This is a genomic window from Brumicola blandensis (genome assembly GCF_031846165.1).
GTDB lineage: Bacteria > Pseudomonadota > Gammaproteobacteria > Enterobacterales > Alteromonadaceae > Glaciecola > Glaciecola blandensis.
Window position 1 is genome coordinate 1 of record NZ_JAVRIE010000005.1, and the last position, 20,896, is coordinate 20,896.

The window sequence follows — 20,896 nt, forward strand, 5'->3', positions numbered from 1 at the left end:
AGAAGATGATGTTGAAGACGACGTAGAAGATGATGTTGAAGACGACGTGGAAGATGATGTTGAAGACGACGTAGAAGATGATGTTGAGGACGACGTAGAAGATGATGTTGAAGACGACGTGGAAGATGATGTTGAAGACGACGTTGAAGATGATGTTGAGGACGACGTTGAAGATGATGCTGAAGACGACGTAGAAGATGATGTTGAAGATGACACAGAAGACAATATCGAGGATGATGCAGAAGACGATATTGAGGATGATGTAGAAGATGATGTTCAGCTAGATAGTTTGCTTGAAAGACGTTTAGAGAATATTGATACCTTCGAGCAACATGCTAGTCGAGGGTTAGAAGTGGCTATCGACCAATTAACCGATATGAATAATCAAAAGATCTTCAGCGACGACTGGTTGATTTTGAGCGAACCTGATGAACAAGACTCCCTGATTGCTAAGGGCTATTCGGTTATTAGTACGCAGTATTTATCAAGCTTAAATAAAGATTTGATACGCGTAGAAGCGCCAATTACTTTTAAAAGCGATGTCGACAGCGAAAAATTACTATTGAGTCTAAATGACGCGCAAATAGCGGCAGATTTAAATCATATCTATCAGCTTTCGGCTCAAAGCACTCAAGCCTATAATAATGAGCTCTTACCGCAAAAATTGATGGCGATTCATTCTCCTGCCATCAGACAACGAGTCGGTATCATTGACACTCAGTTGCAACCGACCCATCCGTCATTGCAAGCGGTTAATATTGCAAGTAAAGACTTTTCAGAAAATACGCCCATATCAAGTAGTTCACATGGTAATTCCGTGGCGAGTATTCTCGTAGGAAATAGCACAGACTATGCTGGTTTATTGAAGAACGTTGATGTCTTTGCCGCGTCGGTGTTCTTTGATGACGGTGTTAATGGTCAGATCACAACAACAGAGAGTTTAATCAAAGCCTTAGACTGGCTTGTATCTGAAGATGTAAAAGTGATTAATATGAGTTTGGCTGGACCACCAAATAACATCCTGTCTGCTGCTATTGATAAGTTTTGCCAACAGGGGGTGATTATTGTAGCGGCTGTAGGAAATAATGGTCCTCACGCAAAACCTTTATTCCCAGCTTCTTACGATTGCGTTATTGGTGTTACGGCGATCTCTCAAAACAACCAAGTCTATCGTAGAGCTGGTAGAGGCGAGCAAGTTGATTTTGCTTCCTATGGTGTAAATGTGCGTGCAGCGGATTTCGATAACGGGTATTCGAATGTAACTGGAACCTCTTTTGCCACTCCGTTTGTCACTGCGCAGATAGTCAGTCTCTTGCCTGCGGAACCTCTTAATGCTGCCTCACAACAAACGTTAATAGAGCAATTGATTACCTTTACCGTTGATCTTGGTGAGCCAGGAAAAGATGATATTTATGGCTTTGGAGCACTTATACAAGCCAATGATGTTGCTCTGCAAAACTAAAGACAGTTAAGCGGGGATACCAGAGGCAACAGTTAAACTCTGCGCTTATTTAGAATTCGTATGAAATGCCGCTCATCACTTCTGCACCACTAAATTCGGCTGCAGACAAGTTTGAGTTATTCTTAACATAAGCCACTTCTGTATTCCAAAAAAGATTCTCGATGAGCTCTACCTCATTCAAAACCCTGAATGCCTGTCTTTTGTCCACACGCATAGCGCCTATAGTTGGGTTCAATACACTGTCAAATTCTCTGCTACGGTATCGAGCATCAAGTGTTAAACGAGAATCAAAGTCAATGAGCTGATATCGTCTTTTATAAGCCAGTCTGATTTGGTAACTGTTAAAATCAAATACAGTATTGAAAGCATCTTCTTTTCTCACTTTTACTGAGCTGATGAAATATTCACGCAATCCACTTTTAAAAAAATAGTAGTCAACGCTATATTCATTGCTCTGAGCATCACGAGCGGGATTGTTCACTAAATCCTTATCAATACTGGTATATGCTAGACGCATAAAATTCTGTTTATTTACAAAAAATGAAACGGCTGGCGATACTTGGGTCAGAACCATAAAGTCATTGCCGCCAAGCTTTGCATCTGCTTTTCTGTAGTCTAGGTTAAAGCTTAGCTTGTCATATTTGAATTTATATCCTAGCGTTGAAAGGGTAGTTTGTAGGTCGAAATTAGTCGCTTCGGAGTAGCTTTTATCACTATACGATATGGCCGCTGAGAGACTATGATTAGCATCAAATGTGTAGTCTAGATCAAACTTTGTTTTGAACGTGAAAAAGGAATCGTTGTTTGAAGTGCTTAAATCAATCTCTTCCACCACAACGCTGTTATCACCGCCCACGAGTGCTTCTAATTGCCCATCAAAAGAGAATCCATGCTTTTCCTCACTGGCAACAAGCTTTGTGCCGTCAATCAAAAATAATGTCATGCCAAGTAACAAGGTTAAAGATGATATAGAGATCTTTGGGGCCATACTATTTGCTCCTTTGCGAGATAAATGGCACTTCGGTTTCACTTAAGTAGTGCATCCCAAAAACTCTTACGGCAGCTAGAAAATGCATTGGGATCACTCATCATAAGGTTTCTTCGATAAGTACACAAGATTGAAGTTTTGGTCTGTGTTTTATCTTTTTTTAGTCCTGAAAATAGGAAAAACCCCAGTCGGTCAAAGTGTCGACTGGGGTTGTTTTCGTTACGAATTAATCATCAGAGAATTCGATTTTTTCAGCCATGAAAATATTGTTTTCATTGATGAAACCTTCTATCTCGACTTCAGCTCCAGCGACAATATCTTCAACAGTGCCATCTTCGAATATTGTGAATCTATCGTGGCGGACCGTGATGTTGCCAAGGGTAAATTGATTGTCACTTAATATTTGACCAATCGAGCCCTCTAAGTCGTCGCTTTCAGTCTCTCCAATCTCTATTTCATCGGCTATTAGTTTTTGCTCATCGTTAAAGCGTCCTTCGACCTCAACGTAAAGCCCAACTTCAAGACGATCGCTATTTCCATTTTCGAAAACGGTGTTATCGGTTATCACTATTGTCACGCCAGCAACAACCAACTCGCCATTATCTAATAACTCGGTAATAACGCCTTCGATATCAACGTCACTTTGCTGGTCGTTATCGTCAAATTCAATTTCAGTAGCAAAAAGCTGTCCATTTGCATTTATTGTTGCTTGAACTTCTACAAGAGCGCCTTGAAGTAAATTCGCAGCAGAACCATTTGAAAACAGGGTGCTTTCGTCAAACATAATTTCTTGGTCGTTGATAACTATCATACCGTTTGCAGCATCAGCGTCTAAGATGCCTTTAATTTCGATATCATAATCGTCATTGTCGTCCATATCTTCAATTTTGACTCGAGTTGCTAAAATGTCACCATTTTCCGCTTCTCTTCCATAAATTTCTACACGAACGCCATTTGCCAACATTGAATCAGCCATCGCTCTGAAAATTGTTCTCTCATTGGTGGTAACCAAGCGTCCATTTACGGTGAAAGATTCGATAGATATAAAGTCAGTGATAATACCTTCAAACTCTACATTCCCAGACTCATCATCGCCATTGTCACCATTTGAGCTACTTGTTTCTATTTCAGTTGCAAGCACGCTTCCATCTGCTTGCATGATGCCTTCGACTTCAATCCAATCACCAACCACAAGCTGAGCGAAGAATGTGTCAGAGGATACATCAGAATCACCTAATTCAAATTCGGTAAACTGACCTGTTGTAACGGTTACGCCTTGTAACTGCAGCGTAGTACCATCGATAGCGACAACGCTTCCTTTGAGTTTTACTTCTCCACTGTCATTGTCGCTTTCGCCAGCCGCTTCTTCTCGCTCTAGTTTTTTCACTACCAGCATATCTCCGCTAGGAAAAGCTTCAACTTCCAGTAAGTCCCCAACATTGAGTTGGTCCAATCTAAAGCGTCTTATGTCTAAGTCAGAATCATCTTTTAGCTGACTGTACTCATCTACAACAAACTCGGTGTCTAAAATTGTAATGGTGCTGGTGTCAAGATTGACAGCTTGCAACAATCCTTCAATCTCAATTTCGCCTTCTCTATCAAAGCGTATGCGGTCAGCTGAAATGCCGTTGTCTGTTCTAACACCTTTTACCTTTACTCTTGCTCCAATAGCAAGCTCAGCGCTTGTGCCTGCTACAAAGTTTGTACTTTGACTCCAATTGACAAGTCTTCCGCCAAGGCTGAAGCCGTTCTCGAATACATCAGTAATAACACCATCAAGCTCTATTAGCTCAGAATCACTATCATCGTTGCTATCGTCCATTTCGACTTTATCAGCGAGAAGAACACCATCAACGGTTCCTTGGTTTGATTCTACCTTTACAAAAAGGCCATTAGCGAGTTCAGATTCAACTTCTGCTTGAGAGTAGTCAACTACGACACTTCCTATCGCGAAGGTTTGTGCGGTTTGATCAAGGCTCGAGAGTTCACCTTTTAGTTTGAAGGAGTCTTGACCATTTTCCAATTCAACATAGGTTGCAAGCCAAGAATCGTCGCCATTTTGGATAGCATTAATTTCGACAACATCACCAACTTGCAAGCTAACTAAAGTAGTGTTCTCAAATCTAGTTTGAGAATTGAGCTGATATACCTGACCAAATACGGTAAGTTGATTGTCTGCCAGAGAAATAGCGTCCAACGGGCCTTCCACTTTGGAATAGTGGCTAATATTACTAGCGCTGCTAATAGAGCGATCGTACGTTTGGCGACCTTTCACAGAAATCAGCATTCCTACTTTAAGATCATCTTCGCTTGCATCGCTCGAATCATCCGTCTCTACTGAAACATCGTCAGTAGAATAGCGAACTCCGTTTACATAAACGCTACCAAAGTTAGAAATAACACCTTGGCTTGTTACATCGGTCATATATACAAGCTCTTGAACAGCAGTATTGTTAGCACTAACATTTAGTGTGAATGTTGCGGGCATGACATCGAACTCGATGTTGTCAATCAATACTGGGTTAGTGGTGACGGTATAAGACCCAGGTGTTAAATCCGATAAGAGGGTTGTTCCGTCAATACTGCTGGAAAAACCATTTGGCCCTGATATAGAGATTGTTGACGTAGTGCCATCTGGTAATCCGACGATATTAAGAGAAAGCTCACCGTTTGCCGGCGAAGGCTCAGAATCTGGAATTTCTTCAGTCGAACTACCAGAACCCCCACACGCATATAACAATGAGGAGGCAAACATTGCGCCGATCATGTATTTGTTTTGAATTTTCATCTTGTAATCCTTATAAACTTTTCATGTGAAAACAATAAGAATGCTCGTTACTACGTGGTGCAATTCTATTGAATAAGCATCATGTCTAAATTAGTCATAGTTGAGCACTTTTATAAGCGTCTACATCACTAACGTTCCATAATCTTATTTATTCCATTTTTTTTAATTTAATTTTTATAAGGAAGTGCAAAGTCCCCTCAAGTGCTTAAAGGGCTTAATATTTAGGTCGATTTACCTTAGCTCGAGCCTCGCTCATCGATAATGTTTTGAATGGCTGAATTATAATTGCGACTAACTTTCAGTTTAATATTGTCGCCAAGATCAACAATACTCTGGTTATTGCGCAAAGTTTCGATGCGCTTAATTCGATGAATATTAACTACTGTCGATTTGTGGATGCGCTGGAAAATTCGTTCATCGAGTTGGCTAGTTAATTTCTTCATCGTAATGCGCACTATGTAGTTTTCACTTGAGGTGTGCACACACATATAATCGCCCGCAGCATCTATCCAATTGATATCATGCATTGGCACAAATACGCGTTGGTTGTCAGAATTTTTGATCACTAGTTCTTGCTTTAAAGCGCTAGGCAATGGGCCGTCAGTGGCAAGCCACTCCTCTAACTCAGAAATGGGTAGGCCGGATGTTTTGCCTAATGCTCGCATGAGTTTGAACTTTTCTTCTTCACGTTCATGAGGTGAAAGACGCTCTTTAATGCGCTCGATGGTTTGTTGGAGTCTGCCGAGATTCGCGGGCTTGAGAATATAATCAATTGCATTCAGTTCAAATGCATCCACGGCATACTCGCTGTGAGCGCTGACAAACACCACAAGCGGCATAACATCCGCCTGAATAGCCTGAACCACTTCTAGGCCATTAATTCCTGGAAGTTGTAAGTCAATGAATAGCACATCAGGTTCTAATTCTTGGCACAGCGCAATGGCTGCGTCACCGTCTTGCGCTTCACCGATGACGTTTATTTCAGGAATTTTCTGCAGGCGCAGCTTCAAGCCCTCAATGGCGAGTGGTTCGTCATCTACAATGACTGCGCTTATCAAATTCTCACTCATTAGTATCACCAACGACAAATGGCATGCTTAAACTGACTTTGGTACCAGTATTGGCCATTTCATTAATGCTGACATTGCACTTCGTATTGAACATAGTATTTAGTCGCTCTTGCGTGTTTTTTAAACCTATACCGAATCCCTTTGATATATCTAATTTATTTTCTGGACCATCATCAACAACTTCAATTATCAATGTGCCTTTTTTTTTCTTGGCACTGACCACAATGTTGCCTGGTGACTTTCGACCCTCGACGCCAAACTTTATTGCGTTTTCAACAATGGGCTGTAGAAACAAGCCAGGTACTTTGGCTTTTCTGGTTTCAGCATCAATGTTGAAAATAACGTTTAAACGACTCTCAAAGCGCACTTTTTCTATTGATAAATAAAGCTCAAGTAACTCTAGTTCTTCTTGTAGAGTACTCTTCTGATCACTCTTTGAGATCAATGAGTAACGGAAAAAGGAACAAAGTTTGTCCAACATTTCGTTTGCTTTATCGTTTTCATTCTTATAGATCAAAGTTGAAAGGGCATTTAGCGTGTTGAACATAAAGTGAGGATTTAATTGATAGCGGAGCATTTCCAATTGGGCCTCTTTTGCCGAGGTTTGCGCTCGCAATAGCATTTCATGCTCGTTCTGTAGTCGGTTGTTGTACAACATAATGAAAAAGATAGCGGTAAACACATACATAGTCGCTACGGAAAATAATAACCAACCACCAAATTCAAGCATATCAAGCTGCTCGTACCATACTTGGTTGTGAATAATTGATTTGTAAGAAGCTAGCTTGATGACGTTGAATACGCAGCCCAGTATTGCAGCTAACGCAAAGCTAAAGAATAAAGTCAGTCGTAAAGGTAAATGGACTATTTTTCTGAGCATAAGCCACTGAACACTTGATAATGCAAAGCCGCTGACGGTTTCAATAGCTAAGTTGATAAGTTGCCCACTGAAGTTGAAATTTTCCTGTTCAAACTGAGGATGAATAATGGCTAAAAACACCACAGCACAATATCCTAACCAAGCACCAATCTGGAGTGTCCAGAACTGCTTGTTAGGCTGCGAGTAGTGCAGAGAATCGGCGGGTAGTGTACTGTGTTCTGCAATTTGCATGATATCGTCTATTTCCAATCTCAGAGTTGTTTTGACCTTGCTCGATAGGCTGTTAGATACTACGACATAAATTCTCGCTTTCCAAACGCTTGTCTTCGTTCATGGCTACTTAGGCTGGCAAGTCAGTTGACGCGCTATGCGACTAGAGGTGATACTTCTTAGTAGATTCGCATCATCAACATTGGAAAATATAATGAAAAAATGGATTGGCGGTATCTTTTTGATACTCGTGTTGGCGCTTGGCGGTGTTTGGCTTAGCCTTGATAAAGACACGAAAAACTTACTGATGAATCTACCCAGTGACCAAAACGTCATGTTTTGGAGCGTACCTCAGCGCGATGCAGGTTTCAGGGCTATCGATAAACTGCCGATTTTGGCATACAACACAATCGAAAAAGGTGAAGTGGTGAGTGAGCTAGCCGTCGGCGATCAGATGCCAATGAGCTCACAAAGTATAGATGCCTATATGCAGCAACAACGTACGGCTGGTATTGTGATTTTACACAAAGGCAAAATCAGATTGGAGCGTTATGGACTTGGCTTCAGTAAGGAAGGCAAGTGGACAAGTTTTTCTGTTGCAAAGTCATTTACCTCTACCTTGGTCGGGGCAGCCATTAAAGATGGATTCATCAACAGCATCAACGATAAGGTGACAGACTATATTCCTAGCATGCTTGGTAGTGCATATGATGATGTCACTGTGGAGCAATTGTTAACGATGACATCTGGCGTGCAATGGAATGAGGATTACAGCGATCCCAATTCTGATGTTTCTCGCTTTAACTTTCACGTACCGCCTGAGGGCGTTGATGTTAGTGCAAGTTATCTCAGGCAGTTACCAAGAGCCACTGAACCGGGAACACAATGGTTGTATAGCACTGGCGAAACTAATTTAATTGGATTGCTGGTTAGCCAAGCAACAGGCAAGCAACTGTCTCAATATTTATCAGAAAAGGTCTGGCAGCATATTGGTAGCGAACAAGATGCTACTTGGGTGCTAAATGGAACAGGGCATGAAATCAGCGGTTGCTGCATTCAGGCCAGTACTCGAGATTTTGCACGTTTTGGCCAATTCATCATGCAAGGTGCAGTAGTCAACGGCGAGAGTATTGTGCCTGATGACTGGTTCGACTTTGCTGTGACCAAACAAGCTGATACGGGGTCTTCTAATTCGGGCTATGGCTATCAATGGTGGACGAATAATGACGGTAGTTTTGAAGGTAAGGGGATATTTGGACAAGGTATTTTTATTGATCCTAATCGCGAATTAATCATTGCAACTAACGGAAATTGGCCGAAAGCCGTCGGAAGCGAGTGGACGACCAAGCGTGCCGCATTTTATCGTAGTGTACAAGCAGCGATAGATGGCGAGTAGTATTCGCATTATTGCGAATACGCTACCATTCCACTGATACTTACCCTCGCTAGTTTGTCATTCGGCACTCTAGCGCAAGCGAGCGAATTGCACGTGCATCCAATCGCGGTCCTGCTCCCGGCCTAAAGAGACCGCACCTTCTTCTTCCCAGCAATTCCACCAAAAATCATATTCAGGTGCAGCAAGTGTCGCTTTTTGCTTATTCCAACGCAGTTGATTGTTTGAAGGATCCCAATCTATAGATGTGCCCCAAGCATGCGTTGACCATTTGCTCCCCCCACGCATCTTTCTGACATTTAACGCTCCACCCCAGAGATCTAGCCGCAGTCTTTGAATTTCTTCTAATCCATAGTGGGTGAGTACTTTCTGAAGCACTCTTTCAATTGCTGGCGCTACTTTTTCGTGGCAGGTGAATCGATTCACTATTTTATTAGTTTGCCATGCAAGTTTTAGAGGGTAGGGTGAGTTTGCTTTGCCCTGATTGGTCCCTACTTCACCATAAAAAGCATTCATCGCTGCTTCATTTTGAAGTGGCCATTGCCCTTCACTACTGCCAGTGAATTCATCTTGGCGCCAAGGCTCGGGCAAGCGGCCGTGTTCTCGCTTATAAGAAAGATCAGCATATGCACTTTCGGTTTGAGGACCCCATTTTCCGTCAATGGCACCTGCGTCGATGTTTTCCATTGTGGCAACATATTGAATGAGCCCCACAATCTTTCGTTTTGTATTCCACTCGGTGGGTAAAACAGTGACTCTGTGTAAGGCTGCTTTTGTATTTTTTCCAGCGATACCATCAACGCCAATGTTGGCATGGAAAAGCCGGTTAAGTTCTGATTGAGCCAATTTTATTATATTGCTATTCATCATATTTCCTTTTTTATTGAAAACCATATGATGCATAACTGCTAAAGCTAGTGCCCTTGTAGAAGACATGCTGCCAGCTTCAATACGCTGCATATTGTGTGTTATTTGTACACACCAGCAGAGTAGACTGAAAGCGCTAGTAACGCAATAAGTGGTGGCTTTTAGGTTTCTGCCTGCGCAGAAATGACAAGAAATGCCTGGGATGACAAGAAATGCCTGGGATGACAAGAAATGTCTGGGATGACAAGAAAGAGACGGGCATAAAAAAAGGATGCTATTGGCATCCTTTCTAGGTGTTTCTTGAGGTTCTACTTAGAAACGATAGCTAGCACCAAGTGTGATACGTCGGTCTGTTAGACCTTGGTAGCACAGTAATGCACCTTCATTTACACAGTATTGTGTTACATCAGACTCTGTTAAGTTAACAGCTTCGATGCCCACGTTTAATTGCTCATTTACGTCATAGCTTACACTAGCATTCAACTGGCCTCTGTCGTCTTGAACCACTGGGAAACCCCAAGGGAAACTAGACGTACTACCGAAGTCTGTTGAGCGATAAGCTTCACGCCACGTGTAACGCATACGCGCTGACAAGCCATATTTCTCGTAGTATACAGTGAAGTTATAAGCATTTTCAGACAAGTCGATTAAGCCTTGTACAGCAGTTACATCTATATCAGCAACGCCAGTAGAAAGTGCAAAAACACCGTCAGCTCGGCTGGTTGCAGAGTTTTCTGCTGACCCGCCAGAGAATTCTTGCTTCGTGTAGTTAGCTAGGACACCAAAACCTGATGCCCAACCTAGTTCATCTTCGAATCCAGCTAAGTCATATTGAACTGCGATTTCAATACCTTTCTGAGTGGTTTCACCAGAATCGTTGATCTTCGTTGAAGTAGGTACACAAACACCTACACCACCATCAGCACCAAATACGTTTACGTCAGCAATTGGGTTGAATATACCGCCAGCTTCACATGGCGCTGTAGTATCGCGGAAACCGGTGACTGGATCTTCAAACGGACTGACTTCTTGGTTAACAAATAAGTCTTTACGTTTCTTATGGAAGATACCCACACTGAGCACGCTTGCTTCGGCGAAATACCATTCAGCAGACAAATCGAAAGAAGTCACTTCTTCAGGCAACAAACCAGGGTTACCGATAGCCACTGGAGGGTTTGGACTGGTTGAGAAGGTCACTGACGTAGATAGGTCATCGAAATCAGGACGACGAATGTCTTTGCCCCAACCTGCTCTGATAACAACATCATTCTCTAAATCAGCTACCAAGTTAATACGTGGTAAGAAGAAATCGTAGCTACCTTCAGTCACAACTTGTGAAACCAATTCGTTACCAGCATCATCTTCAGTAATTGAGTTACCTAGTGAGCTAACATCAGTTTCTAAATAACGGACACCGAAGTTACCGCGGAAAATGCCGTGTTCAAAGTTTGCTTGTGCATATAATGCGCTGGTTTCTTCTTCTATGTCGAAGAAGCCTGATGAACTTGAGGTCGGTGCATTAATACTGCGCGTTCCGCCAATTTGGTTAATTGCATTTTGTAATGTCGCTAGAACGCCATCTGGATTAGATGCAACTTGCTCAGGGTCGATGAGCAAGAAGTCACGCACAAACAATTCACGTCCGTCTGCTTCGTTAAAGTTGTTTGGGCCTGCAACTAATAGGTCTGCGAATAAATTACCACGTGGGCTGTCAGACAGACTTCTTAGACCAACACTTGAGCTAATTTGGTCACGTAAGCTATTCGTTTTGCTATAACGGTAACCCACATCTACAGAAGTAATCGCATTTTCTAAGTAGTAAGTAAAATCTACACGAAACGCGTCTTCACTGTTCTCTGCTACGTTTCTACCAATGTTAACGTCACGTAAAACAACGTTTGCTGGGTCAAGAAGTTGAGCACTTGATGGACCAAATGGTGCATCTGAAGCAACACCAAAGGTTAACGCGCCGCCAGACAAATCATAAATGAATGGTGTGCTGTTATCATTCGCGCCACCTGGATCAAGTGGTGCATTAGGGTTAATGAAGTTCAGTGTTGTATTGAAACTAGGCGTAGTAGTGTCAGAGCTAGAAGATGAAATTTCCGCACTCACTTTATAAGTATCACGCTCATATTCACCACCTAATCTGAAAATTTCACTTTTGGTGATACGTGAGTTTGTATCGCTTGAGAAACGCAAGTTAGGATCATCATCATCAGTACCAAGGTCAACAGGAATAACGCCACTTAATGCAGCCTCTATAGAACCTAGGTTTGTACCGCCTAATGAACCAAAGTTAATTGTTTCAAATTCATCTGGCACAGCAAAGTTACGCAAACTGCTCACGCCAGAAGCTTGAATTCTTGAACTCTCTTGTAGTCTTTCTTGATCGTTGATCACTGCGTCAAAGAAGAACTTCAGTTCATCACTTGGCGCCCATTCGATAGTACCGGCAAGGTTAACTGTTTCATATTCAAAGTTATCATAATCTTGTACGAAGAACTGAATAGGTAAGAAGTTGAAAGACTGTGCACTTGCAACGCCACTATCAGATGCAATAGAGTTATCGCGGTCAGCTCGTGGACGGAAAGCGGTAACGTCTTGTTCTATGTAACTGGCACTAATAACGATGCCTACATCACCGTTGTCTGTTTCCCAGTTATCACCGAAAGTACCAGAAAGTCTAGGAGTAAATGTGCTATCAGTGGTCAGGCTACTATTTTCACCCTGCACTCTAAATGATGCCAATGTGCCATCAAGCTCTAGTGGACGAATTGTTCTTAGGTTGATAGTACCACCAACAGAACCTTCGATTGTTTTAGCCGATGGCGCTTTAGTCACTTCAACAGCAGAAATAATGGAGGCAGATACATCTTCGAAGTTAATACCACTACGACCTGAACCTGAACCTACAGTAGAAACACCATTAATCTCTGTTCTGTTTGCGTTAGTACCTCGAATTTGTACGCCAGTTCCCACACCGGCGGTTCTGGTAATCTGAACACCAGTGACGTTTTCAAGTACCTCTGCCAAGTTCTGGTCAGGTAGTTTACCAATATCTTCCGCTTGGATAATTTCAACTAAGTTGTTTTTATCACGCTTTTCAGCCAGAGCACTCGAAAGTGAGCTGCGGATACCAGTGATTTCAATCACCTCTACGTCGGTTGCCGCCTCTTTCTCTTCTTCTTGAGCGTGAGCAGCCATTGTCATGCTCATATTGATTGCACCGGCTGATAACAGCGCTAAGGTGACCTTTGATAGTTTATGTCCCATATGTCCTTCCCGTGTGTGTGTTGTTGCTTGCTTAAAAGTGTTGCTAAAAATACTTGCTGTTTACCATCTATGCTTTATTGGTAAGTTGGCTTCGCCCGTTCTGAGTTCTTGCCATTATTACTCTTGTGAGTGATTTATTATTACATGGAGTTTACGATATATTTACAATTTAAAACATAAAGGTCAACCTTTTGGTAATATGTTGTGGTAATTAATTTGTTAGATGTTTGTATTACCAATATGAAAGGTTTCTTTAATTATATGATTAATACGCCTAAAGTCTAATTTTTATCAAAGTGAATAGTACGAGGTTTTGCCCATTCCACCTTGCCTCTCTCCCTATTGTTTGCCTGCATTTCAGTATAATTATTAAGCGATTAAAAAATTTTTTTCGCTTATTTTTGTCGGTGCTTTTTGTAATTCTTGAAATTGGTTAACCAAAGTGAGTCTGTTTGATTCTTTTTTCATAAAACTTATTTTTTTGAATGGGTGTTTAAAAAATGAACGTTTTATGACGATTTGATGATTGGCGTGTAAAGAAACATTCATTTTTTTGAAAGCTTAACGTCACGGATTTGTCACAAGCCCCTCCCAAACTAAAAAAGCCAAATATGGCATCTCGAAACCGCCGAGTCGCGTCGGCTTTCAATCAGGCAAAACAAGAATGTTTCGCCATACTCAAAAAACTGGGAACGACAATGAGAAACAAACAGCAAACAACACTCAAATTCACGGCACTCGCACTGGCAGTGTCTCTAGGCTTATCAGGTTGTTTTTTAGAGGGTGACGACGGCGCTGATGGCATTAATGGTGCCGATGGTGCACAAGGTCCGGAAGGCGCAGAGGGTCCTGCAGGTGGTCAAGGTCCAACGGGTGATCAAGGTCCTTCTGGCGAAAGTTCAGGTGTCTTAACACGCATTGCAACAGTACCAGACGGTGCGGAAGTTACGGGAATCTTCCTAACGGACGAAGGCGACCTATTTTTCAATGTTCAGCATCCTTCTGGCGCAAATACTGCGACAACAGATCTGAGTCCATCGCCAATTAACACAGGGACTGTTGGGGTACTAGCGGGTGTCAATTTTAACAATTTACCTGCTACCTTGATTGACTCACCTGTTCCAACGAGTCAGGAAGAAAGAGAAACGGTAATGAGTGCCTATGGCCAGTATCAAGTGTTAGGCCAAACAGGTGATACCTTTGATGGTATGTTGCCAGCAGGTCTAGGACACATCTACACTTTAGACAATGAAACCTTAATTCTTGAAAATGACATGCCTGATTTCAATGGTTTTGTTTCAACTGGTGATGGTGAAGGCTACTTATTCTCCAACTGGGAAGAACTGCCAGGGGGAATGAGCCGAATGAAAGTCCAAAAAGATGACAGGGGTATTTGGACTGTTAGTGAAGCAATGATGCTAGATTTTTCTTCAGTATGGGGTACTGCTGCTAATTGCTTCGGGTCAATGACACCTTGGAATACGCCTTTAACATCAGAAGAGTGGGTAGTTGATTCAAGCGTTAACAGCACCACTGATGCAGATTGGAACGATCCAGATGAAGTCGCAAATAATAGCCGCTTAGGGCGTATGTGGGCAATGACCGCGCCGGACGCACCAAATCCTTATAACTATGGTTATATTGCGGAAGTGACCGATGCTGTTTCGGCTGCACCTGTTATTGTAAAACATTTTGCCATGGGCCGTTATGAGCATGAAAATGCTACTGTTATGCCAGATGGAAAGACGGTATATCTGTCGCAAGATGACACTGGAGGTGTATTCTTCAAATTCGTCGCAGACACGGCAGAAGATCTATCAGCAGGCACTTTATACGGTGCAAAATTAGTTCAAGACGTTGGTCAAAATGATCCTGCAACAACGGGCTTTGACGTGACATGGGTTGAGATTGCGTCAGGCGACAACACCACCATTCAAGCTTGGATCAATGAGTATAACGGTATCGGAACTGATGACTTCGTCGAGGGCCAAAGTTCATATATTACTTTAGCAGATGTTCAGGCGTGGGTTGATGGTGACGCAACATATCCGACAGAAGCTGATGGTGGTAGCGCTGTTACTGCAGGTGATCCGATGGATGATCGAGTGGCATTCCTAGAATCACGTGCCGCCGCTAAATTAAAAGGTGCGACAGCAGAGTGGAGAAAGCTTGAGGGTATCAGCATTAACCACGACCGAGCAAAAGAAGCTGTTGAGGGTGTTGACTTAATTGCGGACGAAATAGTCACCGATGCATATCTGTATATTGGTATTGCTGATATTGATAATACAATGACCGACGATGAAGGTGATATGCAGTTGTCTGCGCGAGTGAAAGATTGTGGCGGTGTTTATCGCGCTCGTTTAGGCGAAGGCTACAACATCAGTCGTATTGAACCGGTGGTAATGGGTTCTACCTATCGTTCTAGTCTAACGGGAGCAGAACGTTGTGACGTTAATAACCTCTCTCAGCCTGACAACGTGATAGTCATGAAAGACGGTCGTATCTTGATTGGTGAAGATGGTTTCCAAGAGAACAATACCCTTTGGATGTATCAACCAGCCGCTGATTAAGCTAAATACAAACTTAAGAATTGGATTGGTAGCTGAGCACTTTTATCTTGCTTTCGGTTTAGAAAGCCTTGTTAAAAGTTGCTCAGCAATACAGCCAAGACTGAAATTACTAACACAAGTACGTATTGAGATCCTTTATGACTATCACCTATTCCGCTTCGAAAACGCTAAGTTATTTATTCATTATGGTGCTTTGCCTTAGCGCTTGTTCAAACGAATCTCCCAGTATTACCTATCCATATGCAGAGGGAGATGACATTCCAGCCTTAGCTTATATAGAGCACGATGAAATTTATAACCCAGAAGCGGTTATCCCTCCTCAATGTTATACCAAAACAGAAGGGGTCAATAACCCTTGCTACGCTTGTCATCAAAGCTATGACAGAAGTGAGGAACGCCCGAATCAAATGGGGGATGGTACCTTGCAAGGCAACTATGAATTCTCCGAGGTGGGCCTGAAAAATAGTTGGAAGAACTTATTTATAGATAGGCGAACTTTGATCAAGGACATCCCAGACCACCAAATCGACGCTTGGGTAGCACAAGATAATTACCAAGTGGCCTTGGAGCAATCAACAGCAGTCTTGCCACAAAATATGCATTTGGCTAATTTAGCGGAGCCGGCGCTTGCGTTTTCAGATAGAGGGCTTGCTAACGATGGCAGCAACTGGGTAGCTTACAATTATAAACCTTTTCCAAGTACCTTTTGGCCAACGAATGGCTCATTTGGTGACGCTATGATCCGACTACCGGATATTTTTCGCCAAGTAAACGGTAAAGAAAACGAAGATATTTACTTTTTAAATCTTGCGGCAGTAGAGATGGCGATTAAAGACCTAGCAAGTATCCCTATTTTTCCGTTTGATGAGCAGCTATATGGTGTTGATGTCGATGGCGATGGCCATTTATCAAAACACCTGACTCGTCTGAAGCGACCGACTCACTATTTTGGTGATGCGAAGCACCTTAAGCTAAGCCACATGCTGTATCCAGAAGGCAGTGAATTTTTACACACCGTTCGCTACTTGGCTGAAAATGAAAACGGTGAACTTGTTCCGTCTGCTCGCATGAAAGAAGTGCGCTATATGCAGAAGCATTTATTCAGGACTCGAGAGAGTTTAGCGTCAGCCTATTATGCTGAAGCTAAAGACAAGCATTTCGAAAAGTTACCACAGACTCGATATTTAGGGGAGCGCGGCATCGATAACGGATTTGGCTGGACAATTAATGCTTTCATTGAGAATGAGGACGGTGAACTACGACCACAACATGAGCAAGAACTCGCTTATTGTAACGGTTGTCATAAATCAGTGGGGGCGACCTTTGACCAAACATTTTCATTTGCGCGTAAAGCACCGGGTTCGAAAGGCTGGGGTTACATCAATCTGAAAAAACTAAAGGATACTCCCAATATTGGCGAAACCGTTGGCGAGTACCTTACTTACATGTCTCGTGTAGGTGGTGGCGATGAGTTTAGACAGAACACTGAAATGCTATCGATTTGGTTCGATGAAAATGGCGACCTAGATAATCATAAAGTTGCACACACTGACAATCTATATGAGTTGATTGTGCCTTCACAAAGTCGCGCAAGAGATTTGAATAAAGCCTATTTTACGATCGTAAAAGAGCAAAGCTATTTATTTGGTCGTGATGCGACATTGACTAAAGCAAGCAATGTCTTAGAAAATATCGACGCTGAACAACCACCTTTACTTGATGAGCATCAATTTCAGTGGGATATGCGATTGGACTGGCATGTGGACAGCGATGTGACGTTGGCGAAGGAAGACTAACATGGATGTTTCATTAATAGATTTTAGCTTTGCTTGCCTGTTAATGGGGATTGGCATCGGAACGGATGTGGCACTTGCAACGCTGGCTAGAGCAAATCAACTCAAATCGATGCGAACTATTTTGGTATGGGTCATTGGCGTGTCACTCACCCACACACTGTTTCCAATGTTGGGTTATCTGATGACGTACTTTTCTGTACAAGTCTTGCCTTTTTTAACGCCAATTGTTGGTATTATTGCGGCAACATGTATTTTCTGGTTTTTGCACAATGAGTTACGCTCACTTAGTGGTGATGGCAATGCTAGTGATAACTCGGGGGACAATCAGCGTTTACTGATGTCTTTAGGCTTGATTCTGGCTGTGAGTTGGGATGCATTATGGTCGGGTCCAGCGAAGTCTGCACAAGTTATCGGTTGGCCAGAGCTACTTGTCTGGGTGTCTTTTATCTTAGTGGGAGTTGCCGTTTCGTTATTAGCGATTTCGAGTGTGGTTTTTTCTCGGGTGCTTGAACCGATCATGTTGAAAAGCCAAAAAATACATCTTAGCTTGTTATGGCTGCAATACTCCGTAATTGCTTACTTTGGTTATTTAGCAATATTGCGATACACCTTCAACATCAATCTACCTTGGTTCATGATCATGTTGTTGTCGCTTGTAAGCATTGGTTTGCTGTTGAGCAAATATCACTGCATGGCTCAAAACGATGAAATAGAAACGAGTGTGTGACCAGCGTTATTCATCATTGTGGCGACTGCGCATCCTGCTCTAGTTGTTTTTGGGCTTTGCGCTTTTTCTGCAATGCCGAGGGAACGAGCGGCCAAAATAGCTGTTCTTGCCACTGCGCTTTAAGCATTCCTTTTACGCCATAGCGCTCAGGGTAACGTCGCGTGATCTTTGCAGTACCAAAAATGACATCCCATAGAAATAACAAATTGCCGTAATTTCCCTTGTATGTGGTCACCCCATCTTCGTCATTGTAACCATGATGTGCACTATGGGTTGATGGGGTAGATATCAGACGCTCAACTACCCACATAAACTTACTGGTATATTTGTTTTCATATAATGGTCTATCCCATTTCCATTCTGAGTGTGCGCCAATAATCACGGTCAATTTAACTACTAAGTAAAAGGCATAAACCCAGCCTAGACCTAAATAAATAAGTGCGCCTGAGAACCACAGCGAAGGCATCATCGCGTAATAGAAAAAGTTATTGCGGAAAACGATACGAACACTCATGTATTTGGCATTGTGGTGAGCGCGATGAAGGTTATACAACCACATGAATGTATGGCTAGCGCGATGCCACCAATATTGCATCAAATCATCAAAGATGAGCAGCAACAGTATTTGCAAGAAAATCGAGGTGTCTGCAAGCGCTCCTTCATATTGAGGAAATGCCAAGCTCATCAAAAAAGCAGCGCTGAATAAGGCAAAAGGTTGAGAAACAGCAAATAGAAGTACCGTACTTATTGCCTCAACAATACTATCCGAGCTCTCTTCCGTCTTTTTATTAAATAACCCACCATTGATGGCTTCTTTCAAGGCAAAGAGAATAAATACAGCAAGAATGACAATTTGGTAATTCATTTTGTGCACGGACTTTGTTAACAGAAAATTAATATAGCAAGGAGATAATACAAAGTACAAACATCACGACAAAATGCTTGCTAAACGTTAGAATAAGTAGCATCAAAGAACCACGCGATGGACACTTTTCACAGCGCGTGAAATACATCGAAATAAAATAAATAATAGGAATCAAAATGCGAGTAGTATCTTGGAACGTAAACGGTATCAGAGCAGTATTGAAGAAAGATTTTGCCACTTCCTTTAAGCACTTGAATGCCGACGTTATGTGCTTTCAAGAAACTAAGGCGCAATGTGATCAGGTAGCTGAAGCGATAGGCGATATAGAGGGTTTTCACCTTTTATCTCATTCCGCCGTGAAAAAAGGCTACTCTGGCACTGCTATTCTCAGTCGTGTAGAGCCTGTGTCGGTGAAATACGGGATTGATATCGAGGAGCATGACCAAGAGGGGCGAGTTATTGCTGCAGAGTTTGAGCACTTCTTCGTGGTCACTGTTTATACGCCAAATTCAGGCAACACATTAAAACGCTTACCTTATCGACAAGAGTGGGATGCTGCTTTCCTATCCTATATAAAAGGCTTGGAAGAAACTAAACCCGTGTTGGTGTGTGGCGATCTTAATGTTGCTCATAAAGACATTGACTTAGCAAGACCAAAGCCGAACTACAATAAAAGCGCCGGTTACACACAGGCTGAAATCGATGCGATTGATAATTTTGTCGACGCAGGTTTCACAGACACCTTCCGCTTCCATCATCCTGAAGAAGTTAAATACAGCTGGTGGAGCTATCGAGCGGGTGCTCGCGAACGCAACGTGGGCTGGAGAATAGACTACTTCCTAGCGTCTAAAGACATGATGCCAATGGTACAAGATGCGCACATTCATAATGACGTTTTTGGCTCGGACCATTGCCCAGTTTCGGTAGATTTATCTGTATAGTCAATTACTGGTCTATTCCAATCACACCGTTAACCGGATAGATTTTACCAGCACCTAGTTGATGAGATTCAAATAAACGATTATCGACCGAACTAAACAGCTCTTCAGGCGATCCCCCGCCTGCTGGAGCAGCAACAGCATAGCTGACTGTGCAGCCAAGATGACTATTGGCTATCTGCTCATTTTTGAATAAATCTTCAATTTGTTTAGCCTTCATTGCCGCCCCATCGTGCCCACAATCTGAGAGCAATATAGCGAATTCGTTGTTTCCTAAAGTGGCAACTAAATCACCTGGACGATTACCAGCTGTAGACAGCGTAGTCGCGACGGCACTCAATACAGCGAAGTAATGATCATTGCCTTGCATCTCTTGAATATTCTGTATCTTTTCTACACGCACAATGAGCAAAGTCATGTGGTGCCAATAACGAGCGCATCTTGCCCATTCAATTCCTAGTACCTCTTTGAACTTAGCTTCGTTCGGAAGATGTGTCAGCGGATCAATGAATATTAAGGATTCTAGCTTTTTAGTTTTGCGATATAGCGCGATATGCCGATGAAGCCGCGCTATCAATTCAGTCATCATAGGAGGCTTGGTAACAAAATCTGCACCACCGAGTTCGAACGCCTGTGATTTTACTGAGGGACCGGTTAATGAGGACACAAATATAACAGGTACGTCTTGGATAAATTGGGTTTCTTTGATTCTGTTACATAGATTAAGGCCATCTTCATTTGGCATCATGATATCGAGAATAATTGCGTCAGGCAAAGGAGCGCTATTTAGCATTTCCCATGCAGTACGAGCATTCGGCGCGAAAGAGACGTCGAAGTGTTTACCTAAGCCGTTGAAGTACAACTTCAGTTCCATTTCATTGTCGTCAATGACAAGAACTCGCTTTGTTGAATTTTCCATATCGCTATCTACTTGCAGTGCGCTACCCATATCGATTGTCCTCGTTTACCCAAACGTGAAATGACGACAGTAGTATATTTTCTTCTCAAACAACTCAATACTGTGCGCAAAGACGAAGGGCATTTAAGTGCCAGATCAAGCATG

General features: G+C 42.5%; 14 protein-coding genes. 6 read left to right on the plus strand and 8 right to left on the minus strand.

Features of this window, described 5'->3' with window-relative positions; all coding sequences use genetic code 11:
* Positions 1-1,462: S8 family serine peptidase (locus tag RM544_RS12330; protein ID WP_311362107.1), on the plus strand; the 1,462-nt coding region annotated here is incomplete at its 5' end.
* Between the two features lie 49 nt (positions 1,463-1,511).
* Here the strand turns inward: RM544_RS12330 and RM544_RS12335 are convergent.
* The 4 genes from RM544_RS12335 to RM544_RS12350 form a co-directional block, all read right to left on the minus strand.
* Positions 1,512-2,450: a hypothetical protein gene (locus RM544_RS12335; RefSeq protein WP_311362108.1), complete on the minus strand. Its 939-nt coding sequence runs from the start codon at positions 2,448-2,450 to the stop codon at positions 1,512-1,514.
* 226 nt (positions 2,451-2,676) lie between these two features.
* Positions 2,677-5,238 carry a DUF5666 domain-containing protein gene (locus RM544_RS12340; protein ID WP_311362109.1) on the minus strand — a complete coding sequence of 854 codons (2,562 nt, stop codon included), beginning with the start codon at positions 5,236-5,238 and terminating at the stop codon, positions 2,677-2,679.
* Between the two features lie 236 nt (positions 5,239-5,474).
* Positions 5,475-6,308: a LytR/AlgR family response regulator transcription factor gene (locus RM544_RS12345; RefSeq protein WP_311362110.1), complete on the minus strand. Its 834-nt coding sequence runs from the start codon at positions 6,306-6,308 to the stop codon at positions 5,475-5,477.
* Positions 6,301-7,419, minus strand: a complete 1,119-nt coding sequence (locus RM544_RS12350) for a sensor histidine kinase (RefSeq protein WP_311362111.1) — start codon at positions 7,417-7,419, stop codon at positions 6,301-6,303. The genes RM544_RS12345 and RM544_RS12350 overlap by 8 nt, the downstream gene beginning before the upstream one ends.
* Positions 7,420-7,612: 193 nt before the next feature.
* Between RM544_RS12350 and RM544_RS12355 the strand changes: the two genes are divergently transcribed.
* On the plus strand, positions 7,613-8,794 hold the full coding sequence (locus RM544_RS12355) for a serine hydrolase domain-containing protein (protein WP_311362112.1): 1,182 nt from the start codon (positions 7,613-7,615) through the stop codon (positions 8,792-8,794).
* 69 nt (positions 8,795-8,863) lie between these two features.
* On the opposite strand, the gene RM544_RS12360 is transcribed toward RM544_RS12355, so the two are convergent.
* Together RM544_RS12360 and RM544_RS12365 are read right to left on the minus strand one after the other, a co-directional pair.
* A complete protein-coding gene (locus tag RM544_RS12360) occupies positions 8,864-9,658 on the minus strand; it encodes a M15 family peptidase (RefSeq protein WP_311362113.1) in 795 nt (264 codons plus the stop codon).
* Positions 9,659-9,970: 312 nt separating this feature from the next.
* Complete coding sequence (locus RM544_RS12365) at positions 9,971-12,934, minus strand: TonB-dependent receptor (RefSeq protein ID WP_311362114.1); 2,964 nt, start codon at positions 12,932-12,934, stop codon at positions 9,971-9,973.
* A gap of 698 nt (positions 12,935-13,632) precedes the next feature.
* Between RM544_RS12365 and RM544_RS12370 the strand changes: the two genes are divergently transcribed.
* The 3 genes from RM544_RS12370 (at position 13,633) to RM544_RS12380 (ending at position 18,030) form a co-directional block, all read left to right on the plus strand.
* Complete coding sequence (locus tag RM544_RS12370) at positions 13,633-15,507, plus strand: alkaline phosphatase PhoX (RefSeq protein WP_311362357.1); 1,875 nt, start codon at positions 13,633-13,635, stop codon at positions 15,505-15,507.
* A gap of 185 nt (positions 15,508-15,692) precedes the next feature.
* Positions 15,693-17,303, plus strand: coding sequence for a hypothetical protein (locus RM544_RS12375; RefSeq protein ID WP_311362358.1), 1,611 nt, complete (start codon positions 15,693-15,695; stop codon positions 17,301-17,303).
* Position 17,304: 1 nt separating this feature from the next.
* Complete coding sequence (locus RM544_RS12380) at positions 17,305-18,030, plus strand: hypothetical protein (RefSeq protein WP_311362115.1); 726 nt, start codon at positions 17,305-17,307, stop codon at positions 18,028-18,030.
* Positions 18,031-18,043: 13 nt separating this feature from the next.
* Here RM544_RS12380 and RM544_RS12385 read toward each other — a convergent pair whose 3' ends face one another.
* Complete coding sequence (locus RM544_RS12385; RefSeq protein WP_311362116.1) at positions 18,044-18,895, minus strand: sterol desaturase family protein; 852 nt, start codon at positions 18,893-18,895, stop codon at positions 18,044-18,046.
* Positions 18,896-19,071: 176 nt separating this feature from the next.
* Here RM544_RS12385 and RM544_RS12390 point away from each other — a divergent pair, with 176 nt between their 5' ends.
* The gene (locus tag RM544_RS12390) at positions 19,072-19,836 is read left to right on the plus strand and encodes an exodeoxyribonuclease III (protein ID WP_311362117.1); all 765 of its coding nucleotides are present in this window, start codon (positions 19,072-19,074) and stop codon (positions 19,834-19,836) included.
* 4 nt (positions 19,837-19,840) lie between these two features.
* Here the strand turns inward: RM544_RS12390 and RM544_RS12395 are convergent, their stop codons facing one another.
* The gene (locus RM544_RS12395; RefSeq protein WP_311362118.1) at positions 19,841-20,782 is read right to left on the minus strand and encodes a response regulator; all 942 of its coding nucleotides are present in this window, start codon (positions 20,780-20,782) and stop codon (positions 19,841-19,843) included.
* Between the last annotated feature and the right edge of the window lie 114 nt (positions 20,783-20,896).